The organism is Paenibacillus sp. A3M_27_13 (assembly GCF_024213315.1).
Taxonomy (GTDB): domain Bacteria; phylum Bacillota; class Bacilli; order Paenibacillales; family Paenibacillaceae; genus Paenibacillus; species Paenibacillus polymyxa_B.
Window position 1 is genome coordinate 126680 of the sequence record NZ_JANAVE010000008.1, and the last position, 21780, is coordinate 148459.

The 21780-nt window shown below is 45.5% G+C and carries 19 protein-coding genes; 12 read left to right on the forward strand and 7 right to left on the reverse strand.

The annotated features are described in order from the left end of the window. Positions 1 to 12 precede the first annotated feature (12 nt). Both NLX82_RS22255 and NLX82_RS22260 read left to right on the forward strand, forming a co-directional pair. Entirely contained in the window at positions 13 to 1446 is a 1434-nt protein-coding gene (locus NLX82_RS22255) for a purple acid phosphatase family protein (protein ID WP_254349082.1), read from the forward strand. Positions 1447 to 1657: 211 nt separating this feature from the next. Next, on the forward strand, positions 1658 to 2884 hold the full coding sequence (locus tag NLX82_RS22260; protein ID WP_053324695.1) for an RtcB family protein: 1227 nt from the start codon (positions 1658 to 1660) through the stop codon (positions 2882 to 2884). A 116-nt stretch (positions 2885 to 3000) separates the two neighbouring features. Here the strand turns inward: NLX82_RS22260 and NLX82_RS22265 are convergent, their stop codons facing one another. Then, on the reverse strand, positions 3001 to 3891 hold the full coding sequence (locus tag NLX82_RS22265) for a shikimate dehydrogenase (RefSeq protein ID WP_053324696.1): 891 nt from the start codon (positions 3889 to 3891) through the stop codon (positions 3001 to 3003). Positions 3892 to 3920: 29 nt separating this feature from the next. Continuing rightward, positions 3921 to 5111: an MFS transporter gene (locus NLX82_RS22270; protein WP_053324697.1), complete on the reverse strand. Its 1191-nt coding sequence runs from the start codon at positions 5109 to 5111 to the stop codon at positions 3921 to 3923. A gap of 216 nt (positions 5112 to 5327) precedes the next feature. Between NLX82_RS22270 and NLX82_RS22275 the strand changes: the two genes are divergently transcribed. The 3 genes from NLX82_RS22275 to aroD all read left to right on the forward strand — a co-directional run bounded on the left by NLX82_RS22275 (position 5328) and on the right by aroD (position 8500). Then, positions 5328 to 6239, forward strand: a complete 912-nt coding sequence (locus NLX82_RS22275) for a LysR family transcriptional regulator (protein WP_254349083.1) — start codon at positions 5328 to 5330, stop codon at positions 6237 to 6239. 130 nt (positions 6240 to 6369) lie between these two features. Continuing rightward, positions 6370 to 7632: an MFS transporter gene (locus tag NLX82_RS22280; RefSeq protein WP_081047449.1), complete on the forward strand. Its 1263-nt coding sequence runs from the start codon at positions 6370 to 6372 to the stop codon at positions 7630 to 7632. A gap of 103 nt (positions 7633 to 7735) precedes the next feature. Further along, on the forward strand, positions 7736 to 8500 hold the full coding sequence (gene aroD / locus NLX82_RS22285) for a type I 3-dehydroquinate dehydratase (RefSeq protein ID WP_023987142.1): 765 nt from the start codon (positions 7736 to 7738) through the stop codon (positions 8498 to 8500). Between the two features lie 103 nt (positions 8501 to 8603). Here the strand turns inward: aroD and NLX82_RS22290 are convergent, their stop codons facing one another. Beyond that, positions 8604 to 9176, reverse strand: coding sequence for a shikimate kinase (locus NLX82_RS22290; RefSeq protein ID WP_023987143.1), 573 nt, complete (start codon positions 9174 to 9176; stop codon positions 8604 to 8606). Between the two features lie 555 nt (positions 9177 to 9731). Here NLX82_RS22290 and NLX82_RS22295 point away from each other — a divergent pair. The 3 genes from NLX82_RS22295 (at position 9732) to NLX82_RS22305 (ending at position 12650) form a co-directional block, all read left to right on the forward strand. Next, on the forward strand, positions 9732 to 10424 hold the full coding sequence (locus NLX82_RS22295; RefSeq protein WP_023987144.1) for a pectate lyase: 693 nt from the start codon (positions 9732 to 9734) through the stop codon (positions 10422 to 10424). A gap of 135 nt (positions 10425 to 10559) precedes the next feature. Continuing rightward, entirely contained in the window at positions 10560 to 11597 is a 1038-nt protein-coding gene (locus tag NLX82_RS22300; protein ID WP_175405209.1) for an aminoglycoside phosphotransferase family protein, read from the forward strand. 54 nt (positions 11598 to 11651) lie between these two features. Further along, entirely contained in the window at positions 11652 to 12650 is a 999-nt protein-coding gene (locus tag NLX82_RS22305; protein WP_076160075.1) for a glycosyltransferase, read from the forward strand. Positions 12651 to 12771: 121 nt separating this feature from the next. On the opposite strand, the gene NLX82_RS22310 is transcribed toward NLX82_RS22305, so the two are convergent. Together NLX82_RS22310 and NLX82_RS22315 are read right to left on the reverse strand one after the other, a co-directional pair. Continuing rightward, positions 12772 to 13257 carry a DUF1036 domain-containing protein gene (locus NLX82_RS22310; protein WP_158451748.1) on the reverse strand — a complete coding sequence of 162 codons (486 nt, stop codon included), beginning with the start codon at positions 13255 to 13257 and terminating at the stop codon, positions 12772 to 12774. 192 nt (positions 13258 to 13449) lie between these two features. Beyond that, the gene (locus tag NLX82_RS22315) at positions 13450 to 14658 is read right to left on the reverse strand and encodes an MFS transporter (RefSeq protein WP_023987147.1); all 1209 of its coding nucleotides are present in this window, start codon (positions 14656 to 14658) and stop codon (positions 13450 to 13452) included. Positions 14659 to 14875: 217 nt separating this feature from the next. On the opposite strand from NLX82_RS22315, the gene cysK reads away from it, so the two are divergent. Next, a complete protein-coding gene (gene cysK, locus NLX82_RS22320; RefSeq protein WP_023987148.1) occupies positions 14876 to 15799 on the forward strand; it encodes a cysteine synthase A in 924 nt (307 codons plus the stop codon). Positions 15800 to 15931: 132 nt separating this feature from the next. Next, entirely contained in the window at positions 15932 to 16909 is a 978-nt protein-coding gene (locus NLX82_RS22325; RefSeq protein ID WP_254349084.1) for an aldo/keto reductase, read from the forward strand. Positions 16910 to 17066: 157 nt separating this feature from the next. On the opposite strand, the gene NLX82_RS22330 is transcribed toward NLX82_RS22325, so the two are convergent. Next, entirely contained in the window at positions 17067 to 17867 is an 801-nt protein-coding gene (locus NLX82_RS22330; RefSeq protein ID WP_254349085.1) for a WYL domain-containing protein, read from the reverse strand. Next, positions 17842 to 19167: a helix-turn-helix transcriptional regulator gene (locus tag NLX82_RS22335; RefSeq protein ID WP_076295777.1), complete on the reverse strand. Its 1326-nt coding sequence runs from the start codon at positions 19165 to 19167 to the stop codon at positions 17842 to 17844. Before NLX82_RS22335 ends, NLX82_RS22330 begins: the two co-directional genes overlap by 26 nt. A 199-nt stretch (positions 19168 to 19366) precedes the next feature. Between NLX82_RS22335 and NLX82_RS22340 the strand changes: the two genes are divergently transcribed. Both NLX82_RS22340 and NLX82_RS22345 read left to right on the forward strand, forming a co-directional pair. Continuing rightward, positions 19367 to 20932: a limonene hydroxylase gene (locus NLX82_RS22340; protein ID WP_076265207.1), complete on the forward strand. Its 1566-nt coding sequence runs from the start codon at positions 19367 to 19369 to the stop codon at positions 20930 to 20932. Between the two features lie 19 nt (positions 20933 to 20951). Beyond that, positions 20952 to 21770 carry a nucleotidyltransferase domain-containing protein gene (locus NLX82_RS22345; protein ID WP_254349086.1) on the forward strand — a complete coding sequence of 273 codons (819 nt, stop codon included), beginning with the start codon at positions 20952 to 20954 and terminating at the stop codon, positions 21768 to 21770. Positions 21771 to 21780: the final 10 nt, after the last annotated feature.

Below are 21780 nucleotides of genomic sequence, written 5' to 3' on the forward strand. Positions count from 1 at the left end.
AGGAGTGTACACATGTTTAAGAAGTTTCAAAAGTGGTCAGCAACATCTATGTCTGTTGCTCTTGCACTAGGTTTGATTACTGGCATGTCAGCCTTACCTGTCCATGCTGAGTCACCAGGGAACACAGATCAAGGGATTAGTAAAGTTACAGCTACATTTTATGGAGACACAAAAGTCTCCAAAGGATTTACTTGGTATACTTCAAAACTTTTCACGAAGAGCACTGTTCAAGTAATCAAGAAAACGGCTTCTGAAGCTGATTTTACGAGTGCTCTTACATTTGAAGGCACTTCCTCTCCATCGACCAATTCTGCAGAAGAGCTTGTCCATAAAGCTGTAGCTACAGGTCTTCAAGCGGACACAGCTTATTATTATCGTGTGGGTGATGCAGCGCGCGGGATATGGAGCGAAACAGGTACGTTTCAAACGGCTCCTAAGAGCGGTGAATTTACCTTCATTGATCTAGCTGATACACAAGCAAAAAGCGAAGATGAAGCCATATTGTCTTCACAGACGCTCGAAAAAGCACTTCAAACTGTAGGTAATGCTCAGTTTGTAGTCCACAACGGAGATATCGTAGATACGGGTACCAAAGAAGAGCAGTGGAACTGGCTGCTGGGGCATTCACAAAAAAGCCTTTTGAATACAACCATTGTTCCTTCAGCAGGTAATCACGAGGATGAGAACTACGCTTTTTATGATCACTTTAATATTAACGAACCTTCTGGTTCCGCTACTAAAACAGGAGCGTACTACTCTTATGATTACAGCAATGCTCACTTTATCGTACTGAACTCCAATGAGGACTCAGAGAAATATGCCAATTTTTCTGAAGCTCAAGTCGAATGGTTAAAGAAAGATGCTGCGGTAGCCAAAAGGGCAGGTGCAAAGTGGATCATTGTTAACATTCATAAAGGTCCTTACACTACCTCTAATCATGCAACAGATTCTGACATCATGGATAAGAATGGAGTTCGTAACCAAATCGCTCCACTAATGGCCGAACTTGATATCGACTTTGTCGTGCAAGGGCACGATCATATTTACGCTCGTACGAAACCAATCAACCAAGAGGGTAAAGCAACAACGCCAACAAAATTAAAAGATACATTAAATGATAAGACGATTGAATATAGTGTGAATCCAGATGGAAGTATCTATGTCATCCCAGCAACCGCTGGCCCCAAAGTCTACTACAAAAACCCAAGTGAAAAACTTGGAGATAAGTACTATAATCTCTTTGAACTAGCTGAAGAGAATCATGCGGCAGTATATGGCCCAGATCCGAGTGACAATCGTAGACCTACACGAGGACAGGTACAGAATTTTGTTGGCATCACCATAGACGGAAATAAACTTACAGCCGTAACGTATGAAATTGATCAAAACAAAAATGATGCCAAACCTTTTATTGTGGATCAATTCGGAATCATCAAAAAAGATTAGTATAATTGATTTAATAGTTTCTAAATGATCATAAAAGGATATCCTACAGTCTGGTTGGCTGCATGGGGATCCTTTTTTATTTTCTTAGGGGATATCTACTATTGTACTTGTAATACTTACGCCCTGTTCGGAAGCTGGTAAAACGTACATAATGCAATTAACGACTTTACAAGTTTAAACATGGAGTGACTTACAGGAGGATGAAACGACGATGGCTTATCAAGAAATCAATGGAGTACGAGTATGGGGATCACCTGATCCAGGGGCATTATCTCAAGCTCGTACATGTGCCGAAAACGGTAATGTAATTCAAGCGCTGCTGATGGCAGATCATCATAAAGGCTACAGTCAGCCGATTGGCGGTGTGATGGTGTATGACGGACAAATTTCGCCTTCAGGTGTCGGGTATGATATCGGTTGCGGAAATAAGGCGGTAAGAACCAAGCTGTTTGCAGCAGATATTATGCCGCGTATTTCAGCCGTGATGGATGAGGTTGCACGTCATATTTCGTTTGGCGTAGGTCGTGTGAATGCAATTCAGATAGACCATGAGCTGTTCGATGACCCGGATTGGGCAGTATATGCGGCGATTGGGAAACAAGAACATGACAAACTGAAGTCCTTGGCGAGAAAACAGCTGGGTACAGTAGGGAGTGGTAATCATTTTGTTGATGTATTCGTCGAGGAAGCGACAGAACAGGTCTGGATTGCCAATCATTTCGGCAGTCGGGGCTTTGGACACAAAACAGCAAGTGGGTTTCTAAACTTGGCCGCTGGGCGAGAGTTTCTCGGAAAGGCGCCGGGAGAACATATGGATCAGCCGCCTGTGCTGCTGGATATGAACAGTGAGTTGGGGGATATGTACTACCGTGCGATGCGCCTTGCCGGACGCTATGCGTATGCGGGACGTGACTATGTGATAGAACAAGTGCTTGGTATTATGGGGACCGAAGCGGACTTTACTGTGCATAACCACCATAATTACGCATGGAAAGAACAGCATGATGGGCGTGACACCATTGTGGTCCGTAAAGGCGCTACTCCCTCGGCACCTGGCCAGATGGGCTTTATTGGAGGAAGCATGGGCGATATTTCGGTGATTGTACGCGGAAAAGATTCGGTAGAAAATCGGGATTCCTACTATAGTACAGTTCATGGGGCAGGTCGTATTATGAGTCGTACCCAGGCAGCTGGTAAAATGAATTGGAAAACCCGCACACGGAGTGGTGGGCAAATCACGGACGTACAGATGAAGGAGGCCGTTCGGAACTATAGTGTCGAGCTGCGCGGAGCCGGTACAGATGAAAGCCCGTTCGTCTACCGTAAACTGCGCGAGGTACTGGATGCTCATTCCGAGACCGTGGAAGTTATGCATGAACTGAAGCCTATTGGGGTATGCATGGCTGGGGCTAATGAATTTGACCCTTATAAGGATTAATAAAAAGACTATGCATGGCAGAAGTGTTCATTTGCCAAGCATAGTCTTTTGAGTACATAAATGAGTATATAATAGAAGGAATTCATTGCTTGATGCGTTTGTTAGTAGCTTTATGTTTACAGCTTGTCAGCAAAAAGCTGTTCTTTAATATAAGCGACTGGCATTTCTTGGCCTGTCCACAGTTCGAAGGCCAATGCACCCTGCCACAGCATCATGCCCAGACCGTTAATGGCAGTTGCACCTACGGATTCGGCTTGTTCCATCAGCTTGGATTTAGCTGGGCTGTACACTACATCGGTTACGATCAGATCGGAACGAAGCATGGACACATCTTCAATCACACTTTTGCCTTCTAACGGTTTCATACCAACCCCTGTACCGTTAGCGAGAATATGACTTGTGCGGATCTCTTCACGTAGCTGTTCTTGATTTTCCAATGGATAGATATTCGTCTTAACTTGGGTGTGTTTCATATCTTCATTAATAATACGGACATTCTCTTCTGCACGAGCAAAGAACTGATCGTTACGGGCAAAGATTGAAATTTCAGCCAGACCTGCTTGAGCCGCTTCAATAGCAATCGGTGTAGCTGCGCCGCCAGAGCCGACAAGTGTCATTTTCTTACCTTTCAGGTCAATGCCGTGTTCACGCAAGTTACGAACATAACCAGATCCATCTGTACTGTAGCCTTTCAGTTTACCATCTGTGTTCACGACGGTGTTGACGGCACCTGTAAATTTAGCGCTGTCGTCCAGCTCGTCAAGATACTGTAGAATAGCTGTTTTATTAGGCATAGACACGTTATAACCGCGTATGTTCAGAGCGCGCATCCCCCGTACCACTTCTTCAAGTTGTTCATTTCCTACTTCAAAGGCCATATACACGTTATTTAGACCCAGCTTTTCAAACGCAAGATTATGCATAGCCGGGGACAAAGAGTGTCCGATTGGTGTAGCAAGCAGTCCGATTAGTTGTGTTCTTCCGTCAATACGTCCAGCATTTTTCATGATATAAGCCTCCAAGTAATCTGTGTAGTTTAATGAAATACTTTTTTATATCGATAAGCAACAAACACGGCCAGCAAAATACTGACTACAGCAATCGCAATATCCAGAATGAATACTGAGGTAATTCCCAAACTTTTGGACATGCCCCCGGTAGCCAAAGGCATCAGAATGAACGAAAGACTGGCTGCTATGTTCACGAGAGAAGTCGTAGTGCCTTTGTTCTTGCGGAAAAATTCCGTCATAACCGTGAGGGCAATTTGGAATATGCCTGCGGTAGACAAGCCGATCAGGAATGAACTGATCAAAGTAGCGACAGGATTGTGCCATGTAATTAAAGCTAGCAAAGAAAGTAGGGCAATAAGCGGATATACAATCATGACAGTAATCGGTTTAATGAATTTACCAAGTACCACTGCTAACAAAATAACGGAAACCAATGAACCTATACTATAGTAGCTCAGCAGTTTAATGGCACTGGCTTTGTCCATGCCCAGGGCCTCTTGTCCAAAGGTAGGAAGCCATAGCTGCACGATCATGAACAATACAGTAGAAGTAAAACCGATAATAATCAGAGATAAACCTTCTTGCCAAAACTTAGGCTCGCTGCGGAAAGTATCAGCGGATTGGGCAGCCTCAGTTGGAGCCTTTTGTTCCTCTGCTTTGTGGTTGGGGAAAGCAGTCATCGACAAGAAGATACCGTTCAGCAGATAAATCCCTGCTGGAATAAAGAAGGAATATCCATAGAACATATCGTGATTAATAAAGAATGCAATCATGAACGGAATCACAATAGCACCGATAGAGATGGATGCTTTGACCAGTACAGTTGCAGATCCTGCTTTTTTTCCAAAGCCTTCAATTAATGCAGGATACGTTCCTGAATCCATCATAGAGTTGCAAAGCCCTGCGATAATGGCAAACACGAATGCCAGCGAATAGTTAGGTGCAAGCGGAATGCCAATCAGAAAGATTAAATAAGCAAATGATGCAATAACAATGAGTGGTTTTCTTCCGTATTTGTCTGACATTTTTCCGGCTACCCCGAGAGCGAGCAGCTTACCGATCCCAATCGCGGACACCAGATAGCCGATGGCTGCTTTATCCGTGTTCAATTGGACGGTCAGGAAGCTCATATTCGACGAGAGAATAACATTGATCATACCCAAAAGAAAATAGTTGATGTAAAGCCCTGCTGCCATTCTGATATAAGGATTTTTCATAAGTGTAACTCCCAACTTAAATTTTAGATCAATGGCCTAGGTAGGCATCGTCCAGCGGTATTGCATTACGCCTACAGATAAGTGAAATTATTCACATTCTTTCTATGTCATTATTATATAAGGAGTGTTATTATAAATCCAATGCATATTTCTATCGTTTTTCATAGTTTGGGTCTATAATTTAAAATATGAATTAAAGAAGGAGATTACATAATTATGAACCTGAAGCACTTACAATATTTTCGTGTACTTGCAGAGATGGAGCATTTTACCCAGGCAGCTATGCGACTATGTATTACTCAGCCCAGTTTAAGTCATGCGATTTCAGAATTAGAAAAAGATTTGGGAGTTCATCTGTTTGAGAAGCAGGGGAGAAATATTCGGTTAAACAAATACGGACGATTTTTCCTGAAGTATGTGGAGCACGCGATGGATGAATTAGAAAAGGGAGAACACAATTTACGGGAGCTAGTGAGTCCAAGCCATGGAAATATAGATTTGGCTTTCATTTACACGTTAGGCTCACACTTCATTCCAGCGATCATTCAGGCCTTTTCAGCTCTAGATGCCCGTAAAGATATCTCCTTTTCGTTTCACCAAGGGAATACGAACGATATTATCAAGGGGCTGAAGCAGGAACATTATGATGTGGCGTTCTGCTCTCACATGGAAAATGAACCGGATGTGGAGTTTATTCCGTTGGCTCAGCAGGAACTGGTTGTCATTGTTTCGCCTGATCATCCACTGGCGACTCTAGACCAAATTGATCTCAAGGATACAGCGGATTATCCGGTGATCCTCTTCAACAAAAAGAGTGGGGTTCGGCCCATTATTGAGAATTTGTTTGTCAAAGCGGGCGTCACGCCACAGATTATTTGCGAGATTGAAGAGGATACAGCAATGGCAGGGCTGGTGTCTGTCAATTACGGAATTGGGGTTATGCCTCGAATTTCATCGTTAGATTATTTTAACGTCAAAACATTGCCTATTGTAAATCCAGAATACGAGCGTTTTATCTACCTGGCCAGCATCAAAAATAGATATTTATCCCCGGCAGTAGTGGACTTTCGGAACTTTGCACTAAGCTACGGCAAGGAGTTTTATCTGAAAACGCATCAGCGCGTCTAGGTTGGGGTCCCGCAATATTTAAACTTGATAAATCTTAAAATGTGTTCTATACTTCATCATCGACACAGGTAATGTGAAATGATTCACATTTTTAATACTACAAGACTTACTTACAAAAGCAGGTGAATTCATGATGAAACGTTCTTCTTTTCCAGTGGCGACAGGCCTTTATGTAAACTATCTTTTGTTCGGCATGTTTAATATTATGCTGGCGTCCCACATGTCCTTTTTAACAGAGCATTTGCATACAGATCAGGCGGGCATCAGTCTCTTGGTTTCTGCGATGGGATTTGGCAGGCTGTTTACCCTGTACATATCCGGGGTGCTCTCCGACCGTTATGGTCGTAAGCCGTTTATTGTGGTAGCAGGGCTACTAATGGCTGTATTCTTGGTCGGTATACCGCTGAGTCCCAGCTTTGAGATGGCGATCGTACTGGCAGTGCTGGCAGGTGTAGCGAATTCTTTTCTTGATTCAGGTACTTATCCAGCGCTGATCGAAGCTTTCCCCCAATCCTCTGGTTCGGCTACAGTGTTGGTGAGAGGCTTTATATCCATCGGGGCGGCATTTTTACCGTTAATGATTATCTTTTTTATGAATCACGACATTTTCTACGGGTTCTCTTTCTTTTTACCAGCCCTCATATTTACTTTGAATGCAATCTACTTGTTCAAAATGAAGTTTCCAGACATGCGGGTTCAGTCACCCAAGGAGCCAGTTGGTGATACTTCTGTATCAAGCGTTGAGCAAACGGGAAAATTGGAGGCAAATGATCGGAGTAAGCCGCGGTTTTGGCAGGAAGGGGTATGCCTTATCTTGCTCGGATTTACCGGACCGACTTTGCTTTATATTGTGCAGTTATGGCTGCCTACTTTTGGACAACAGTTTATCGGTATGACCCAATCAGAGTCTCTCAGATTATTAGTTTATTACAATGTCGGTTCACTGATTTCCGTGTTTGTATTGGTAATTGTGTTAAGAAAATGGGTTAAACCTGTTCACATTATTCTTATTTATCCATGTATTTCCCTGTTGGCTTTTGGAGCGCTTCTCCTATTCAAGTCAGGGGCTGCGGCCATTATTTGTGCGAGTGTCATTGGGTTTTCAATATCAGGTGTACTTCAGCTGACATTAACCGTAATGAGTGAATTTTTTAGTCAACGAAAAGGACAGATTACCGGGTTTGTGTATACAGCAACCTCGCTGTCATACACGGTCATTCCTGTGTTTACAGGCTTTCTTTTGAAACATTCTCAGATATCGAGTGTTTTTATGCTAGCTATTATTGTGAATGTGCTAGGGATCGTACTGGCGGTGTTTGTTAATTTTCGGTACAGTTTAGTTTTTCCAGCAAGTCGCAAATTGTCCCCTAAAATCGTACTTGATACCAAATAAATGACGACTGGACCTAATCATCTGCATGCTTATTCAGAATGCGTTATACTATGAATTATTGTACATGTTCGACTTGAAACTGTAATTTGGGAGTGAGATAGAGATGGCTAAAATCGTAAAGGTGAAAGATGTTCTGATCGGTGAAGGAGCGCCAAAAATTTGTGTGCCCATGGTGGGAGAAACGTTGGAGCAGTTGAAGGAAGAGGCCACTTATTTACGTACGCTCGACCTGGATATCGTGGAGTGGAGAGTCGATTTTTTCGAGCATGTGGAGGATCTGGAAAAGGTTAAAGCTGCCTTACATGAAATTCGGTCTATTTTAGCAAATGTTCCGCTCGTATTTACGTTCCGTAGCGCTCGGGAAGGCGGAGAAAAGGAAATCAGTGCAGCGAGTTATGTGGAATTGAACCGTACAGTAGCCGAAACGGGGCAAGTCGAACTTATTGATGTAGAGCTTTTTAATGAGGAAGCTGATGTGAAGACGCTGGTAGAAGCAGCACATAAGCATAACGTATATGTGATTATATCTAATCATGATTTTCATAAGACGCCGTCGAAGGAGGAGATTGTGTCCCGGTTACGTAAGGCGCAGGAATTGGGAGGCGATCTGCCTAAGATAGCAGTGATGCCAACCAATACAGCCGATGTGCTCACTTTGCTGGATGCCACGCGTACCATGGCAGAAGAGCATGCAGATCGGCCGATTATTACGATGTCGATGGCAGGGAAAGGTGTCGTGAGCCGCCTGACCGGAGAACTGTTTGGTTCGGCTCTGACCTTTGGTGCTGCTAAGAAAGCTTCCGCACCGGGGCAGATTCCTGTCACTGAACTGAGAGAGATATTGACGGTGCTGCATAACCATTCTTAAAAGATGGATAGGCATTACTCGCTAGTCAGTAATATATCCGCAGTGAACCAAAAAGGAAGGCCCCCATGCGGTAAGCATGCGAGCCCTCCTTTTTGTGTAACTCTTAATTCAATCCCCGAGTAGGTTCATACAACTCCCAACCTAGATTCAGCGTTTGAATAATATAGTCTGCGACTTCTTCCGCATCCAACTGATCCGTATCGATCTTGGAGTGATTCACCGCGTAAATGTCCTGTCTGGAACGGAAGAGATCCTCAATTTCCCCTAAAGTCTTGTTTTGTAGATTGGGACGGGTGTCAATCAGCATCTTGAGCCGATCTTTCCAGGAATCCCAATTTAAATCCAAGAAGAAAACAATCGATGAAGCCAAACAAGCTTGCTTCACCTCTTCCTGTAAAAATGCACCACCGCCAACGGAAATGATTTTGAGGCGTGTGTTGCTGCATAGCTTCAAAATATGCTCTTTTTCAATCTCACGGAAACGCTTCTCTCCATAAGTTTTGAAAATCTCTGTTGTTGGCATGTTGTATTCTCGTTCAATCTCCTGGTCAATATCCACGAAATCGCGATACAGCTTGCGCGCTAGATGGGAACCGATCGTTGTTTTGCCTACACCCATAAAGCCGATGAGCACAATATTTTGTTCTTTTAATGGAATCTCACTATTGTTTTGCACGATAACCACTCTTTTCTCACCAGTAATGTTGAGATGTGACGCTTCAAAGCACTAAATACATTATACGTTCATCAAACGTGTCATTCAATAGTATAGACTACATCAAAAATGAGGTATAGAACGAAATAAGGTTCTGATTACCATTGTAGTGACATAGAGCACGCATTAGAGACTAGATACTCAGTAATTTGATGCGTAAATTGTCAAAAAATAAACTTGTACAAGTATAAAAGAGGCAATATTGTGTACTTAATTGAAAAAAAGGACATATTTTGGCGGAAAATATATTGAAATTACTGGAAGTATGATTATAATAGAGTTATGCAAATTGTAAATGTAATCGCTCTATTTACAATTTGTGCTTTATATTAATTGGGAGACAAAATTGCTTTGAACCAAAAACCAAGTATACATATGCAAATAGTTAAATAACGCCTTTTAGACGTGTATCGGTCAATGGGTTCATTGTACGAAGGTGGTGATACGGTCTACGCGCTCTAGTCAACGAAGAATTGACAAGAATAAAAAAAATATCTACGAGAGGGATGAATTGAAATGAAAACAAACACAGCTAAAGTATTGAAAAAGGGAATCAGTATCGCTTTATCAGGAATGTTGGTCGCTTTATTTGTCGGCAATTATTCTGCACATGCAGCTCCAGAAGTCGTTCATAAGACCATACTTGTTAAAGCTGGAGAAGTATACGATGGTAAAGGCAAGACTGTAGTGGCTGATCCCGATACCTTGGGAGACGGAAGCCAGAAAGAGGCTCAAAAGCCTATTTTCAAGCTTGAAAATAATGCAACTTTGAAAAATGTGATCATCGCTGCCCCTGCTGCGGATGGTGTACATGTGTATGGCAACGGAACTATTTCCAACGTAACGTGGGAGGATGTAGGTGAAGATGCCTTGACGCTTAAAGAGCCAGGCACGGTAAACATTACGGGCGGTGGAGCGTTCCATGCGTACGATAAAGTATTCCAAATTAATGCCGAAGGCACGATTAACATAAAAAACTTTAGAGCCGATGATATCGGAAAGTTGGTTCGCCAACTTGGGGGCTCTACATTCAGAGTGAATATGACTTTGGATAACTCGGATATTTCCAACGTTAAGGATTCAATTCTGAGATCGGACGGTCCTAACAGCAAAGCTAAAATTACGAACACTCGTTATCACAATGTGAAACAATTGTTCAAAGGCTTTAAATCCAGTAATACGAGCGAGTCCGGCAATACTCAATATTAATCGGAGTAAGATAGGAGTAGAGATATGATAAGGGGCTGTCCAACAGGTCTTGTGATCTGATTGGACAAGCCCCTTTTTTGGTACGGCGAGTTTCCCCAAGATGATCTGGACTTCGTTCGGAACGAGGACTGTGATATGATCGTGCTATTACATTTTATACAAAAAAGTTGGGTAGCTATGAATCCTTTTCATCAATATGTGAATGTTGACGGCACTTTGAATGATACGCTGGCGCGGAATCGTGAAATTTTATATACAGGTACGAATGGTCGGCATGTGGAACGTTTTTACGTGTCTTCCTCTGAAAGTTATATATTCAAACCTCTAACCAACGATGATCAGGAGGGGCGGGAGAGATGGGTGTACGAGCATGTACTTCCTGCGTTATCACCAATCTATCCCCGATTGCTAGCCTGGTCTGACGCAGACGCGGATGGCGGAGGAGAATGGATGGTTTTTGAGGACCTTGGTCCGTTACATCATCTACACGCAGACGAAACCCTGTTACGGGCTATTGGACTTGTTGCATGGTGGCATGCTTTGCCGACGGATCGTTTTGCTGGAATGCCGCTGCGGGGACCGAAGCCACTCATTCAGGAGATGGTTTCCGAGCTATACACGCGCAAGCCGGATGTGTTAAAGCTTTGCAGCTCACTGGGATTATCTAAGCAACAGATGCAGCGTATGTATGTACAGCTGGAGCATTTATCTTTTTCACAGCAGCTAGTACTGTCTCATGGTGATCTTCATCCGGGGAACTATGCGCTGAGCGGGGAACGGCTTATGGTACTGGATTGGGAGCATGCTCATCTGAACACACCGCTGTGGGATGTATATCACCTGATCGACATGTCCCATCCGTTGTTTCCCCGACGGATGACGTCCGAATTGCGTATTCGTATACTGGACACATACGTGGAGCAGCTGGAGCTGTTGGGGATAAGAGTGGATCGAACGGCATTTATGCTGGAATATGGCATGTTTGCGGTGGTATTTTCGCTCTGGATGCTGTTGTTAATCACAAGTGATTTGCAAAGGATTGGAACGAACCTGCATAGAAACGGCGATAAATGGTCAAAAGAGCAATTAGAGTCCCAGTTGGATGAAACGTTAGCCTGTTTGAACCAATGTGCAGCGATGATGGATTGGGGACAAGCCCAACAATGTAGATAGTAGCTTAAGACATAGACTGTATTTAGTTAGTAAAAGAAGGTGGGAAATAAATCCATGAAAAAAGTCGGTTTGGTCATGAGAAAAATACAATTTGCAGAAGCACAGGGTCCTCGTATTTTTGCAGAACGTCTGAAGCAGATCGGGTTGGAATTGGGGGTGGACATCGTATTTGTATCACCAGAGCGCCATGTGAGCAGCCATGACTGGCTTCCTGGTTATGAGCACGAAAAGGGCGACTTGGTCAACTATGACGTCGTTCTGGACCAACTCCATGAGCAGCAGATTGAGCACGTTATTTATACGGTATCTGGCTTTACCTATTTGAACATGTTTTTTAAAAACAGCGTGCTTTTTCCGCATAGTTTTCCTGATCCGGCACTTACAGGCTACGAGATGATGAAGCCTTTTTATCAGATCGTGGACAAGGCTATCGTACAGACTGCCTTTCTCAAGCAGGAGATGGCTTCGAAGTTTGGCGTAACCGACGTGACAGTCATCCCGATCGGATTTAATGAGCGGCTGGTGGAAAAGCATTTTGATCCCTCGCAAGTGGTAGAGAACCGGGTGATGTGGATTGGTAGAGATGAGGAGAACCGACGTCCGGATTTGGTGCTGGAGTATGCGAGGCATAATCCTGACAAGGATGTCTATATGGTATTTGGCGGTGAACGCTACAAGGAAAGTATGAAGAAGTACGATATCCCGGACAATGTTAAACTTCAATTTGCGTTGACGCAAGATGAGGTGTTTGCACTGATGAACACGGCAAAGGTGTATTGGAGCTGCTCCAAATTCGATACGTTCGCGATGCCACTGACCGAAGCGCTGGCTATGGGTAAAATCGTCGTGAAGCCAGAGCATCCTTGCTATGGACATATCAGCTCTACGCATTCTTTTTCAGGGAATGAGAAAAACTGGTTCGAGCTGGTCAATATGGCTGCCGCCTCACCGCGTCGGGTTTCTACAGAAAATCAGGCATACGCTATGGAACAGTTTTCAAGTGAGGTGATGAAGCAGGGATATCGGGACTTTTTTGATCATTGGTTAAGCTGAACGGCGAGGCAAAATACTGTGGCTGCAACAAGCGTCTGAATGTCCAGAGTGAAATAAAAATAACCCGCAAGGTGGTCACTTATTTTCAAAATATCCATCATGCGGGTTACGGTTCTTTGACTTATCGTTTGGACTTTACTGGAACCGGGGTTCCTTTTTTAAAGCGAGCCGGTCTTCTCGGAATTCTGCGAATGCCGGAGTCCTCCGATTTAGAAGGTAATGCTTTATGAGTTGTCTTTGTTGACAGTTGGCTGGTTCTGCCGAACTCGACAGTGTAACTGTCTACAGATGAGTCAATGGAAAGTCTACGCATCCCCACTCGTCTGGATGATCCGCTGCTATAGTTCCAACACCAATGAAAATCACTGCTAGTGCTTCTCGGAAGCCGTGTGCGGTACGTACCACGCCACGAATTGGAGTGATCTTCAGCATAATAATAGAATGTGGTTCCCCCGACAGAACCGCTCCATACTTCTCTCGTATCACCAGGTTCTATCCGATACCAGCCCATTTTAGAATAATTGGTGGGATGACAGTCGGAACTAGGATAAGCATAGGCGGCATAGATGGTATTACTCGTGTTGTTTGTAAAAAAAAGGCTCATCATACACACTTCTTTCCTCATAAATTTGTATTACAATGTCATACTATGAGGAATTTAGAAGAAGAGAGTGGACAATATCTCTCAATCTATGAAAAATGAACCATTCGTTTACTTCCAACCTGCTGTTTTTAGAGATTTGCCGCCATTCATTGCTCTCCGGTTAATAGCTGACACTGTCCAACAAACTGAACGATTCTATGACTGTATCTCAGCTATCGCTTCAGTATGAGCCGTCTTGCGATCCTCAATGTAGCTAACTATCATGAGTAGCAGACCGCCGACAGTGATTAGCGATGCAACCCATGGAATAGCGGCTAGCCCCATTTGATTAATAACAACTCCCCCGATAAAAGCACCGCCTGCGTTGCCCAGATTTAATGCGGAATGGCTGGAGGTAGAGGCAAGTAAAGGAGCCTCATAGGCCAGATTCATGATGCGAACCTGAATACCCGGCATGATGCCGAACGCAGCAATGCCCCAGATAAAGACCGTGATGACGGCCAATACCTTGCTTTGAAGCGTAAATGTCAGAATGGCCAAAATAATAGCCAGCACAGCATAGTTTGCGATCAGGGATGGAAGTAGTTTCCAATCTGCGAGCTTGCCGCCAACGATGTTGCCGATCGTTACCCCTAGGCCAAACAGGACGAGAATCCAGGTAATGCTATGCTCGGCAAAGCCACTAATATCCGTAAGCAAAGGCGTAATGTACGTAAAGACAGTGAACAGGCTACCACAACCGACTGCACCTGTGAGCAGCATCAGTAGCACTTTTGGATTAAACAGGCTTTTGACTTCTTGTTTGAGACTGGAAGGCTTGTCCTGATGAATCACCGGAATGTAGCGAATGATACCAAAGAGAGAAATCAAGCCGATGACCACAATGGCTCCAAAGGAAGCACGCCAGCCGAGCTGTTGTCCGATAAAGGTACCAAAGGGCACGCCAATAATGTTCGCCACGGTCAAACCGGTCAGCACCATAGAAATGGCACCCGCGCGCTTGTCAGGACGAACCAGTCTGGCAGCGATCAGGGAACCGGCTCCCAAAAAGGTTCCGTGCGATAATGCAGTAGCCATACGAGCGGCAATCAGAAGTTCGTAATTGGGAGCAATGACGGAAAAAAGATTGCCTAAAATGAATATAGTCATTAGTAGGCATAGCAGCTTTTTCTGCGGAACCTTATGGGTTAATACAGTAAGTACAGGTGCGCCAATGGCCACACCAAGCGCGTAACTGGTGATTAACTGCCCGGCTTGCGGAATCGTAACATGAAGATCATGGGCTACATTGGGCAGAAGTCCCATAATGACGAATTCGGTCATGCCGATGGCGAAGGCACCAAGGGTTAACCATAGCAAGGAGGGGGGGAAGCGATTTGCTGTCATATTTTCTTGATTACTCATAAGTGTCTTGTATCCTCCTGAAAAAATAGTAATGCGAGTATATCATTACAGGCGATATCTGGCGACCCATTTTGCAAGAATTTTACATACTAAGTTGATAAGTTTTATGTAATTTACAAAAGCGACAGGTAGGAAGGAGGCAAGTATGTTATTTTGGTAGTATGATATTAAGATCGTAAAATGACGCTGTAAGGAACGATCCAAGGAGGATATAACGATGGCACCTAAAGTGGTACATAGTATTACAGATTTAATAGGAGATACACCTTGTGTAAGACTCCAACGGCTCACACGGCCGCAGGATGCGGAAGTGTATGTGAAGCTGGAGTATTTTAATCCAAGCGGCAGTGTTAAAGATCGGGCGGCGGGCAATCTGATTGCCGAGGCGGAAAAGGCAGGACATCTAAAGCCGGGAGGCACCATTATTGAGCCGACGAGTGGCAACACGGGAATTGGTCTTGCGATGAATGCGGCAGCCCGAGGTTACCGTGCAATTTTGGTGATGCCTTCGAATATGACGAAGGAACGGATCAATATTTTGAAAGCCTACGGGGCTGAGGTCGTACTGACACCAGCGGAAGAACGGATGCCAGGAGCGATTCGCAAGGCACTCGAACTGGGGGCTGAAATTGAAGGGAGTTTTATCCCGCATCAATTTGAAAATGAGGCAAATCCGGATATCCACCGTACGACGACGGCACTTGAGATTTTGGAACAGACAGAAGGGAAGCTGGATGTGTTCGTCGCTTCTTCGGGAACGGGCGGTACCATTACGGGAACAGGTGAAGTGCTGCGTCAGCATTTGCCGGATCTGCGGATTGTTGTAGTTGAGCCTAAGGGCTCGCCAGTGCTATCTGGAGGAAAACCCGGTCCACATAAGCTGGTTGGCACCAGTCCAGGCTTTGTTCCCACCGTGCTGAATACGGAAGTGTATGACGAAATCGTGCAGGTTTCCGATGAGGATGCGATTGCAATGACACGGGCGATTGCTGCCCAGGAAGGGATTCTGGTTGGCCCCTCTAGCGGAGCTACGATATGGACGGCGATTCAGGAAGCTCGGCGTTTGGGAGCAGGCAAACGGGTACTTTGCATTGCCCCGGATACCGGAGAGCGTTATCTGAGCATGGGGATATTCGGATAAAAAGATGTGGATTGGGACCAAAGTGATACACGACCGTAAGTAAGTGGTAAAATAGGTGTGTGATAGCGGTTTCACGAACTATTCATATGTGGATAAAGCAGGGAATATTTTGAGGGTTGAAGGAGGAGCAGCATGAAGATTATGCCTTTACAGAAACGTGGAATCTCCGATAGTCGGCTGGCGCTCGGTTGTATGCCTTTTGGTGGAGAATGGAGCCATGCACCGTTTACGCAGGAGCATGTCGTTGAAGCGGAAAGAGCTGTAGAAGCTGCACAATCCATTGGGATTACGATGTTCGATCATGCGGATATCTATCGTATGGGGAAAGCGGAAGAAATTTTCGGTCGGGTTTTAAAGGGACAGCCGGGCTTGCGTGAACAAATCGTAATTCAGTCCAAATGCGGCATTTTTCTGCCGGATGGTACGCTCCCGGGCCGTTTTGATTTCTCATATGCACATATTATGGAGTCCGTGGATGGTATTCTGAAGCGTCTGGGTACGGAATATTTGGACATCCTGCTGCTGCATCGCCCCGATCCGCTGGTAGAGCCGGAAGAAGTAGAGAAGGCGTTCAGCGAGCTTAAGACGTCTGGCAAAGTACGGCATTTTGGCGTTTCCAATATGAATGTAAGCCAAATTCGTTTTCTGGAGCGGAGCCTAACGGAGCCGCTGATCGCTAATCAGCTGGAAATGAGCCTGGCGCATCTGCATTTTGTAGATCAGACAGTACATGTGAACCAGCAGGCGGGGACGAATGTACATTTTGGCGAAGGTTTGCTGGAATATTGCCAAACCGAGGATATTCAGCTCCAAGCCTGGGGCCCGCTGGCGCAGGGACGTTTTAGCGGAGGTTCTTTGAAAGGGGAGCCTGAGCATGTCGTTAAGACGGCAGAGCTGGTGCAGAAGCTGGCTTCTGAAAAGGAAACGACACGTGAAGCGATCGTCCTTGGCTGGCTTATGAAACATCCGGCACGGATTCAGCCTGTCATTGGCAGCACCAATCCTGAACGAATCAAGGCATGTCAGGATGCGGAACGCCAGAGCGAGCTGATGACCCGTGAGGAATGGTACGAATTGTACGTCAGTGCGCGCGGACAAGCCTTGCCATAAACTCGTACTGCGGACCCGTTTGTTACAGCAGGCGTATGTGGATGTAAGTGTATGACTTCGTTTATACGAACCGTAGTTTAATAGGCCCTCCCTTCGTCTCATTAACAGACGGAGGGAGGGCCTATTTACATGGATGCATCTCATATTGCCTGAGTAGCTATTCCTCTTCGTAGCGTGCAAGGGCCTTGGCCGTTGTTTCCTTCATTCGTGAGATCAGCCGGGAGCCTTGGACGACCTTGACACGTTTGCCAAGGAAACGGATTTTGGATAAAACATATTCACATTCGTCTGCCTGGAAAGTGAGCGTAATACGATAGGTATCTGCTTCCTGAACATATTCGACCTCTTTTTCAAAGCAGGAAAAAGCATATAAAATACGAGACATTTCACCGTTGTATATAGGAATAATTTCGATGATGCCCTGCTCTTTGCGCGACTCCAGTATACCGAGAATACGTTGGGTGAATTTTTCGGCCTCTTCGGGTAGAAGCTCATCTTCCGTGATGTTCACGATATTAGACAGCTTGGTAGACATGAGCGCGCGGTGTCTGCGGTTATACCACAGCAGGCTCCATTCTTTTTTGACCATGGAGAACTCCAGCTTATATGGAAAACCGGACATTCGCTCATGCATGTGTCCGTTGCGCAGTTTGTAGGTCATACAGATGCCAGAACGGGATCGCAGAATGGGACGCAATTCGCGCAGGAGTGGATGATAGACCGAGGCAGCAGGAATACCTGCTTTTTCCCGCAAACTGCCATCGGCCTCCAGAGGCTCGTCGTCTGCGAGCATCTGCCGAAGCTTATCAAGCGTAGACGGGGTGAAAGCCTCTATTGCTGCCGAGTCTGTCAGCATAGATTGGAGCCAGACTCTTTCCTGCGATGTGGTAGCAAAAGCGCCCGATTCATCCAGCCGAGAGACGATCTGGTAGTTAAATATTTTCTCGAACAGGCTCATAATAGGCTTGCAGCTCCTTCCATTCCTGTCTGAATTCCTTGCGCAGCCGCTGAGGCTCCAATACCTCACAGCTTGATCCGAAGCTGCGAATCCACGGTTTAATCTCGGTGATCCCATTCACTGTGATTTCATAGATAAAGGATTCACTTTCTTCCTCCGCGATCGTACCCCATTGTCCCTGTGACAGTACACGTTCCCGAATAAAGTTGCGCTTCGCGCCCTCAGGATTAAAAAAACGTACCCGTACCTTCACAGGACGACCGGTATCAACAAGCCAGCTGTACCGCATTTTTTCTTCCAACACCGCTAGCAGGTCGGCATGAAACTGCTCTGGTACAGGCTTGCCCTCCACCAATTGAGTCATGCCTTCCATACGAAACTTCATGATTCCTTTACCGCCTACATGACCAAGAACATACCAACGTCCATATTGATGATCATAGATGACTTGCAGGGGCAGAATGGTATGTTCACGGCCCTCCGTCTCTTTTTCAAACAGCGGGTTTGTGTTCTGTGACCCGTACATGCTTCGTTTGGACGTCGAAAAATATAAAAAAGTTACACAGCGACGTTGCCGAATGGCGTGTAGAAGCGGATGAATATGGGCTTCGTCCAGAATGCGTGAATAATAGTGGTATTTATATAAAAAAGGTTCAGCCAAATCCCGATCTCCGGCTTGACGGCGCATGGCTTTTTTTAGATGATCTCGCAACAGATATCCCTGAACAGAGGGAAGCTGGGTGTTGGCCATAATGTCTACAAAATCATATAAGTCCAGTAATTCCTCGTCCGTCAGTCCTGTCACCAGATCGTTGCGGACAGCATAGCGATAAGGTCTGCCGCCGGGTTCCTTGCGAACCACGCCGACTTCGACCAGATATTTCAGATCGGAACGAATCGTTTTCTCATCCGGCAGCGAACTGTCGGAAGGTAGCCCGTTGCAGCAAGCATCCAGCAATTCCATAGTGGTCAGAGGCTGTGACTGTAGCGCTGTCAGCAGAAGAGATAAGCGGACGCTTTCTGATTCCTTGAGCGATTTGGCCCGAAACAAGAATAGTAGTAATGGATCAGCGGATTCATAATAATTAAAGCGCAGCATTTCATTAAAATCATGTCCCTGGTCCTCAGGCAACTGCTGTTGTACGGATTGGACGATTTCCTTGAGACGCCGGATTGTTTTATCAAAGGTATGCACTGAAATGCCCAGTCTGTCTGCAAATTGCTGCCGATTATAAGCGCCGCTGGTCAGTGTGAGCATGCGCAGGAATTGAATTTCTTTATCAAAACTCTCTCTCGCCATGATGCATTCCCCGTTTCTGTTGCCGTTCTCCGAAAGCAATTATCCCTTTATTCTAACAGGGAAGGGATGCTGGAAAAAGGGAAATTATTCTTCTTTGTAATACTTTCACCATGTTCACGACTTCCAAAATAAAGCATCATAGAAATATAAGATAGCACGATGAAATAAGAAGCAATACATAACAGAAGGGTGATGCAACATGTTTGGACGACGCAAAAATGAAGTGTTATATCCATGGGTAGGCAAGCTTTCGATTTATGAAACGATTATGCAGGGAATGGATACTCAGGGCAGGCTTACTGATGATCAATTACCGGACGATGAAGAATATTGGGCAGGTCACACGATGCGTTGGGTGGCAGGAGGATTAGATGGAGCATTTGGGCATCATGGTGCTGGCGAGCATGTAGCCGATAAAATCAAGGATCTGGTGCAGCTGTTGTCCAGACAATGTCGTAAGCCAGGAATGAAGACGAGACGTGAGACGTATGTACGCTTGATGGAGGAAAATGCGCTCAGTCTGATTGATCCGTTGCTGGATGCGGTGCGCCAGCATCCAGCAATTCAGCCGGATCGTTTGTATGAGGAAGCGCGTTGGCTGGCTGAACACGGAGCACACCGCAATGTGGTGAAGATTGGTATTGCGTTGCTTGGATTGCTGGAGACAGAGCAGCATCACGAGCTTATTTTAACGCTGGCAAAGCATGATGAATTCACGCTATATGCGGCTGTAGCTATCTGTAATATTTCGGAGCAAGCCAACGAACAGTTGTATACGTTAGCCCGCCAGGTACATGGCTGGGGACGTATTCACGTAGTGGAACGGCTGGAACCTACGCGTCAGGAAATACGTGATTGGCTACTGCGGGAAGGATTCCGCAATAATGTCATGTATGAATATCTTGCTTATGAGTGCGCTCATAAAGGCGAGCTGCATACAGCCATCGCCGTTCCGCAGATTGATCAGGAGTTGTTTGACGGAGCAGGCGAAATTCTGTCGGCTTTGCTGGCAGCAGGCGGACCTGCGGAAAGTATAGACGATTATGAGCATGCTGCTATGGTTATAGGTAACTACCTTCGTCATGCCAAGGCCATGTGCACGACGGTGCAACATTTTACGATCATCATGGATATTGCAGACTTTCTGGATGAAGAGGACGATTCATGGGAGACTCGTTATGAGCATGAATGGACACCGGAATTGCGTAGACGTTACGCGTCGCTGTGCCAGCAGATGATGGACGATCCGCAGTGGGTGAAGCTGGTAGAGCAGGAGCTGCAGCATGCAGATTCACCGCATCTCCACTGTGCCATTCGCGCAGCTCAAATGCTAACACTAGATGTATGGCCCGTGCTATTTGATCAATTAAGCAGATACCCAGTCAAGCCTAATCTGTACTTTGAACTCATCAAGACAGAGGATGAACAGCGGGTGCGCAAGTTGGTGGCTTTTGCAGAACAGCACTTGCCCTTGGGAGAGATTGCTTCCGGCCCTGCTAATCTACCTGGGTATGGACTGGAGTATGAAGCGCATCAATGTCTGGGTATGCTGTTGCAACTATTGTCTTCTCACGAAGGAATGGGACAAGAGCTAGTTGCTGCTGGGCTTTGGAGTCCGGTGACCTCCAATCGCCGTGCAGCGCTTCATGTACTCAAGGTATGGTCTTCTGAGATGTGGGGAGAGAAAACGACAGAGCGCCTTCGCCGCTTATCGGTAGCTGAAACGGAGGAGTCGATTAGAGAACAGATTCGGGAAATACTTTAATGATAAGGGAGGGAACAACATGACAGATGTGAAGCATGGGCAGGGTTTCATTCAACCGGAAATGTGCGAGACGATTTTGCGTGAGCTGCGCGCATTGGAGCAGGCGGAGCAGGTGCGCATTGTGTACGCCTGTGAATCAGGCAGTCGGGCATGGGGGTTTCCTTCACAGGACAGTGACTATGATGTACGATTTATCTATGTAAGACCCGTAGAATGGTATTTATCTATCTTTGATAAGCGGGATGTGATTGAGCGACCCATCAGCAATTTGCTGGATATGAACGGCTGGGATTTGAAAAAGGCACTCCATTTGTTTCGCAAGTCCAATCCGCCTTTGCTGGAATGGCTGCAATCTCCGATTCCCTATCTGGAGCAGTATTCAGTGGCTGACCAGATTCGTGCGATATCGCCGTTAACCTTCTCTCCGAAGTCCTGTGTGTACCATTACCTGAATATGGCGCGGGGGAACTATCGGGATTATTTGCAAGGAGAACAGGTGAAGATTAAAAAGTATTTTTATGTACTGCGCCCACTGCTGGCCTGTGGCTGGATTGAACGTTACAACAGCATGCCTCCGATGAAATTCGTAGACTTGCTAGAGGAATTAATTCCGGCCGATACAGAACTTTATCAGGTGATCGGGCATTTGCTACAACGTAAAAAAGCGGGCGAGGAACTGGATATGGAGCCAGGGCTTTCGGTGGTGAATGATTTTATCCAGCAGCAAATTGCTTATTTTGAACAAAAGGCGCCCTTGCTTCAGCATATGGAGAGTGGACGTGATCAGCAGTTGGATGATTTGTTCCGCGCTGCGGTGAATGAAGTATGGAATGCATAAGCTGGGAAGG

Excerpts from the sequence above, each read along its gene's own strand:
- NLX82_RS22315 (WP_023987147.1), bottom strand. The coding sequence starts at position 14,658 with ATGAGTAATCAAGAAAATATGACAGCAAATCGCTTCCCCCCCTCCTTG.
- NLX82_RS22335 (WP_076295777.1), bottom strand. The coding sequence starts at position 19,167 with ATGGCGAGAGAGAGTTTTGATAAAGAAATTCAATTCCTGCGCATGCTC.
- NLX82_RS22265 (WP_053324696.1), bottom strand. The coding sequence starts at position 3,891 with ATGAAAAATGCTGGACGTATTGACGGAAGAACACAACTAATCGGACTG.
- NLX82_RS22330 (WP_254349085.1), bottom strand. The coding sequence starts at position 17,867 with ATGAGCCTGTTCGAGAAAATATTTAACTACCAGATCGTCTCTCGGCTG.
- NLX82_RS22340 (WP_076265207.1), top strand. The coding sequence starts at position 19,367 with ATGTTTGGACGACGCAAAAATGAAGTGTTATATCCATGGGTAGGCAAG.
- NLX82_RS22295 (WP_023987144.1), top strand. The coding sequence starts at position 9,732 with ATGAAAACAAACACAGCTAAAGTATTGAAAAAGGGAATCAGTATCGCT.
- NLX82_RS22255 (WP_254349082.1), top strand. The coding sequence starts at position 13 with ATGTTTAAGAAGTTTCAAAAGTGGTCAGCAACATCTATGTCTGTTGCT.
- NLX82_RS22280 (WP_081047449.1), top strand. The coding sequence starts at position 6,370 with ATGATGAAACGTTCTTCTTTTCCAGTGGCGACAGGCCTTTATGTAAAC.
- NLX82_RS22300 (WP_175405209.1), top strand. The coding sequence starts at position 10,560 with ATGATCGTGCTATTACATTTTATACAAAAAAGTTGGGTAGCTATGAAT.
- cysK (WP_023987148.1), top strand. The coding sequence starts at position 14,876 with ATGGCACCTAAAGTGGTACATAGTATTACAGATTTAATAGGAGATACA.
- NLX82_RS22305 (WP_076160075.1), top strand. The coding sequence starts at position 11,652 with ATGAAAAAAGTCGGTTTGGTCATGAGAAAAATACAATTTGCAGAAGCA.
- NLX82_RS22270 (WP_053324697.1), bottom strand. The coding sequence starts at position 5,111 with ATGAAAAATCCTTATATCAGAATGGCAGCAGGGCTTTACATCAACTAT.
- NLX82_RS22275 (WP_254349083.1), top strand. The coding sequence starts at position 5,328 with ATGAACCTGAAGCACTTACAATATTTTCGTGTACTTGCAGAGATGGAG.
- NLX82_RS22325 (WP_254349084.1), top strand. The coding sequence starts at position 15,932 with ATGAAGATTATGCCTTTACAGAAACGTGGAATCTCCGATAGTCGGCTG.
- NLX82_RS22260 (WP_053324695.1), top strand. The coding sequence starts at position 1,658 with ATGGCTTATCAAGAAATCAATGGAGTACGAGTATGGGGATCACCTGAT.
- NLX82_RS22310 (WP_158451748.1), bottom strand. The coding sequence starts at position 13,257 with ATGATGAGCCTTTTTTTTACAAACAACACGAGTAATACCATCTATGCC.
- NLX82_RS22345 (WP_254349086.1), top strand. The coding sequence starts at position 20,952 with ATGACAGATGTGAAGCATGGGCAGGGTTTCATTCAACCGGAAATGTGC.
- aroD (WP_023987142.1), top strand. The coding sequence starts at position 7,736 with ATGGCTAAAATCGTAAAGGTGAAAGATGTTCTGATCGGTGAAGGAGCG.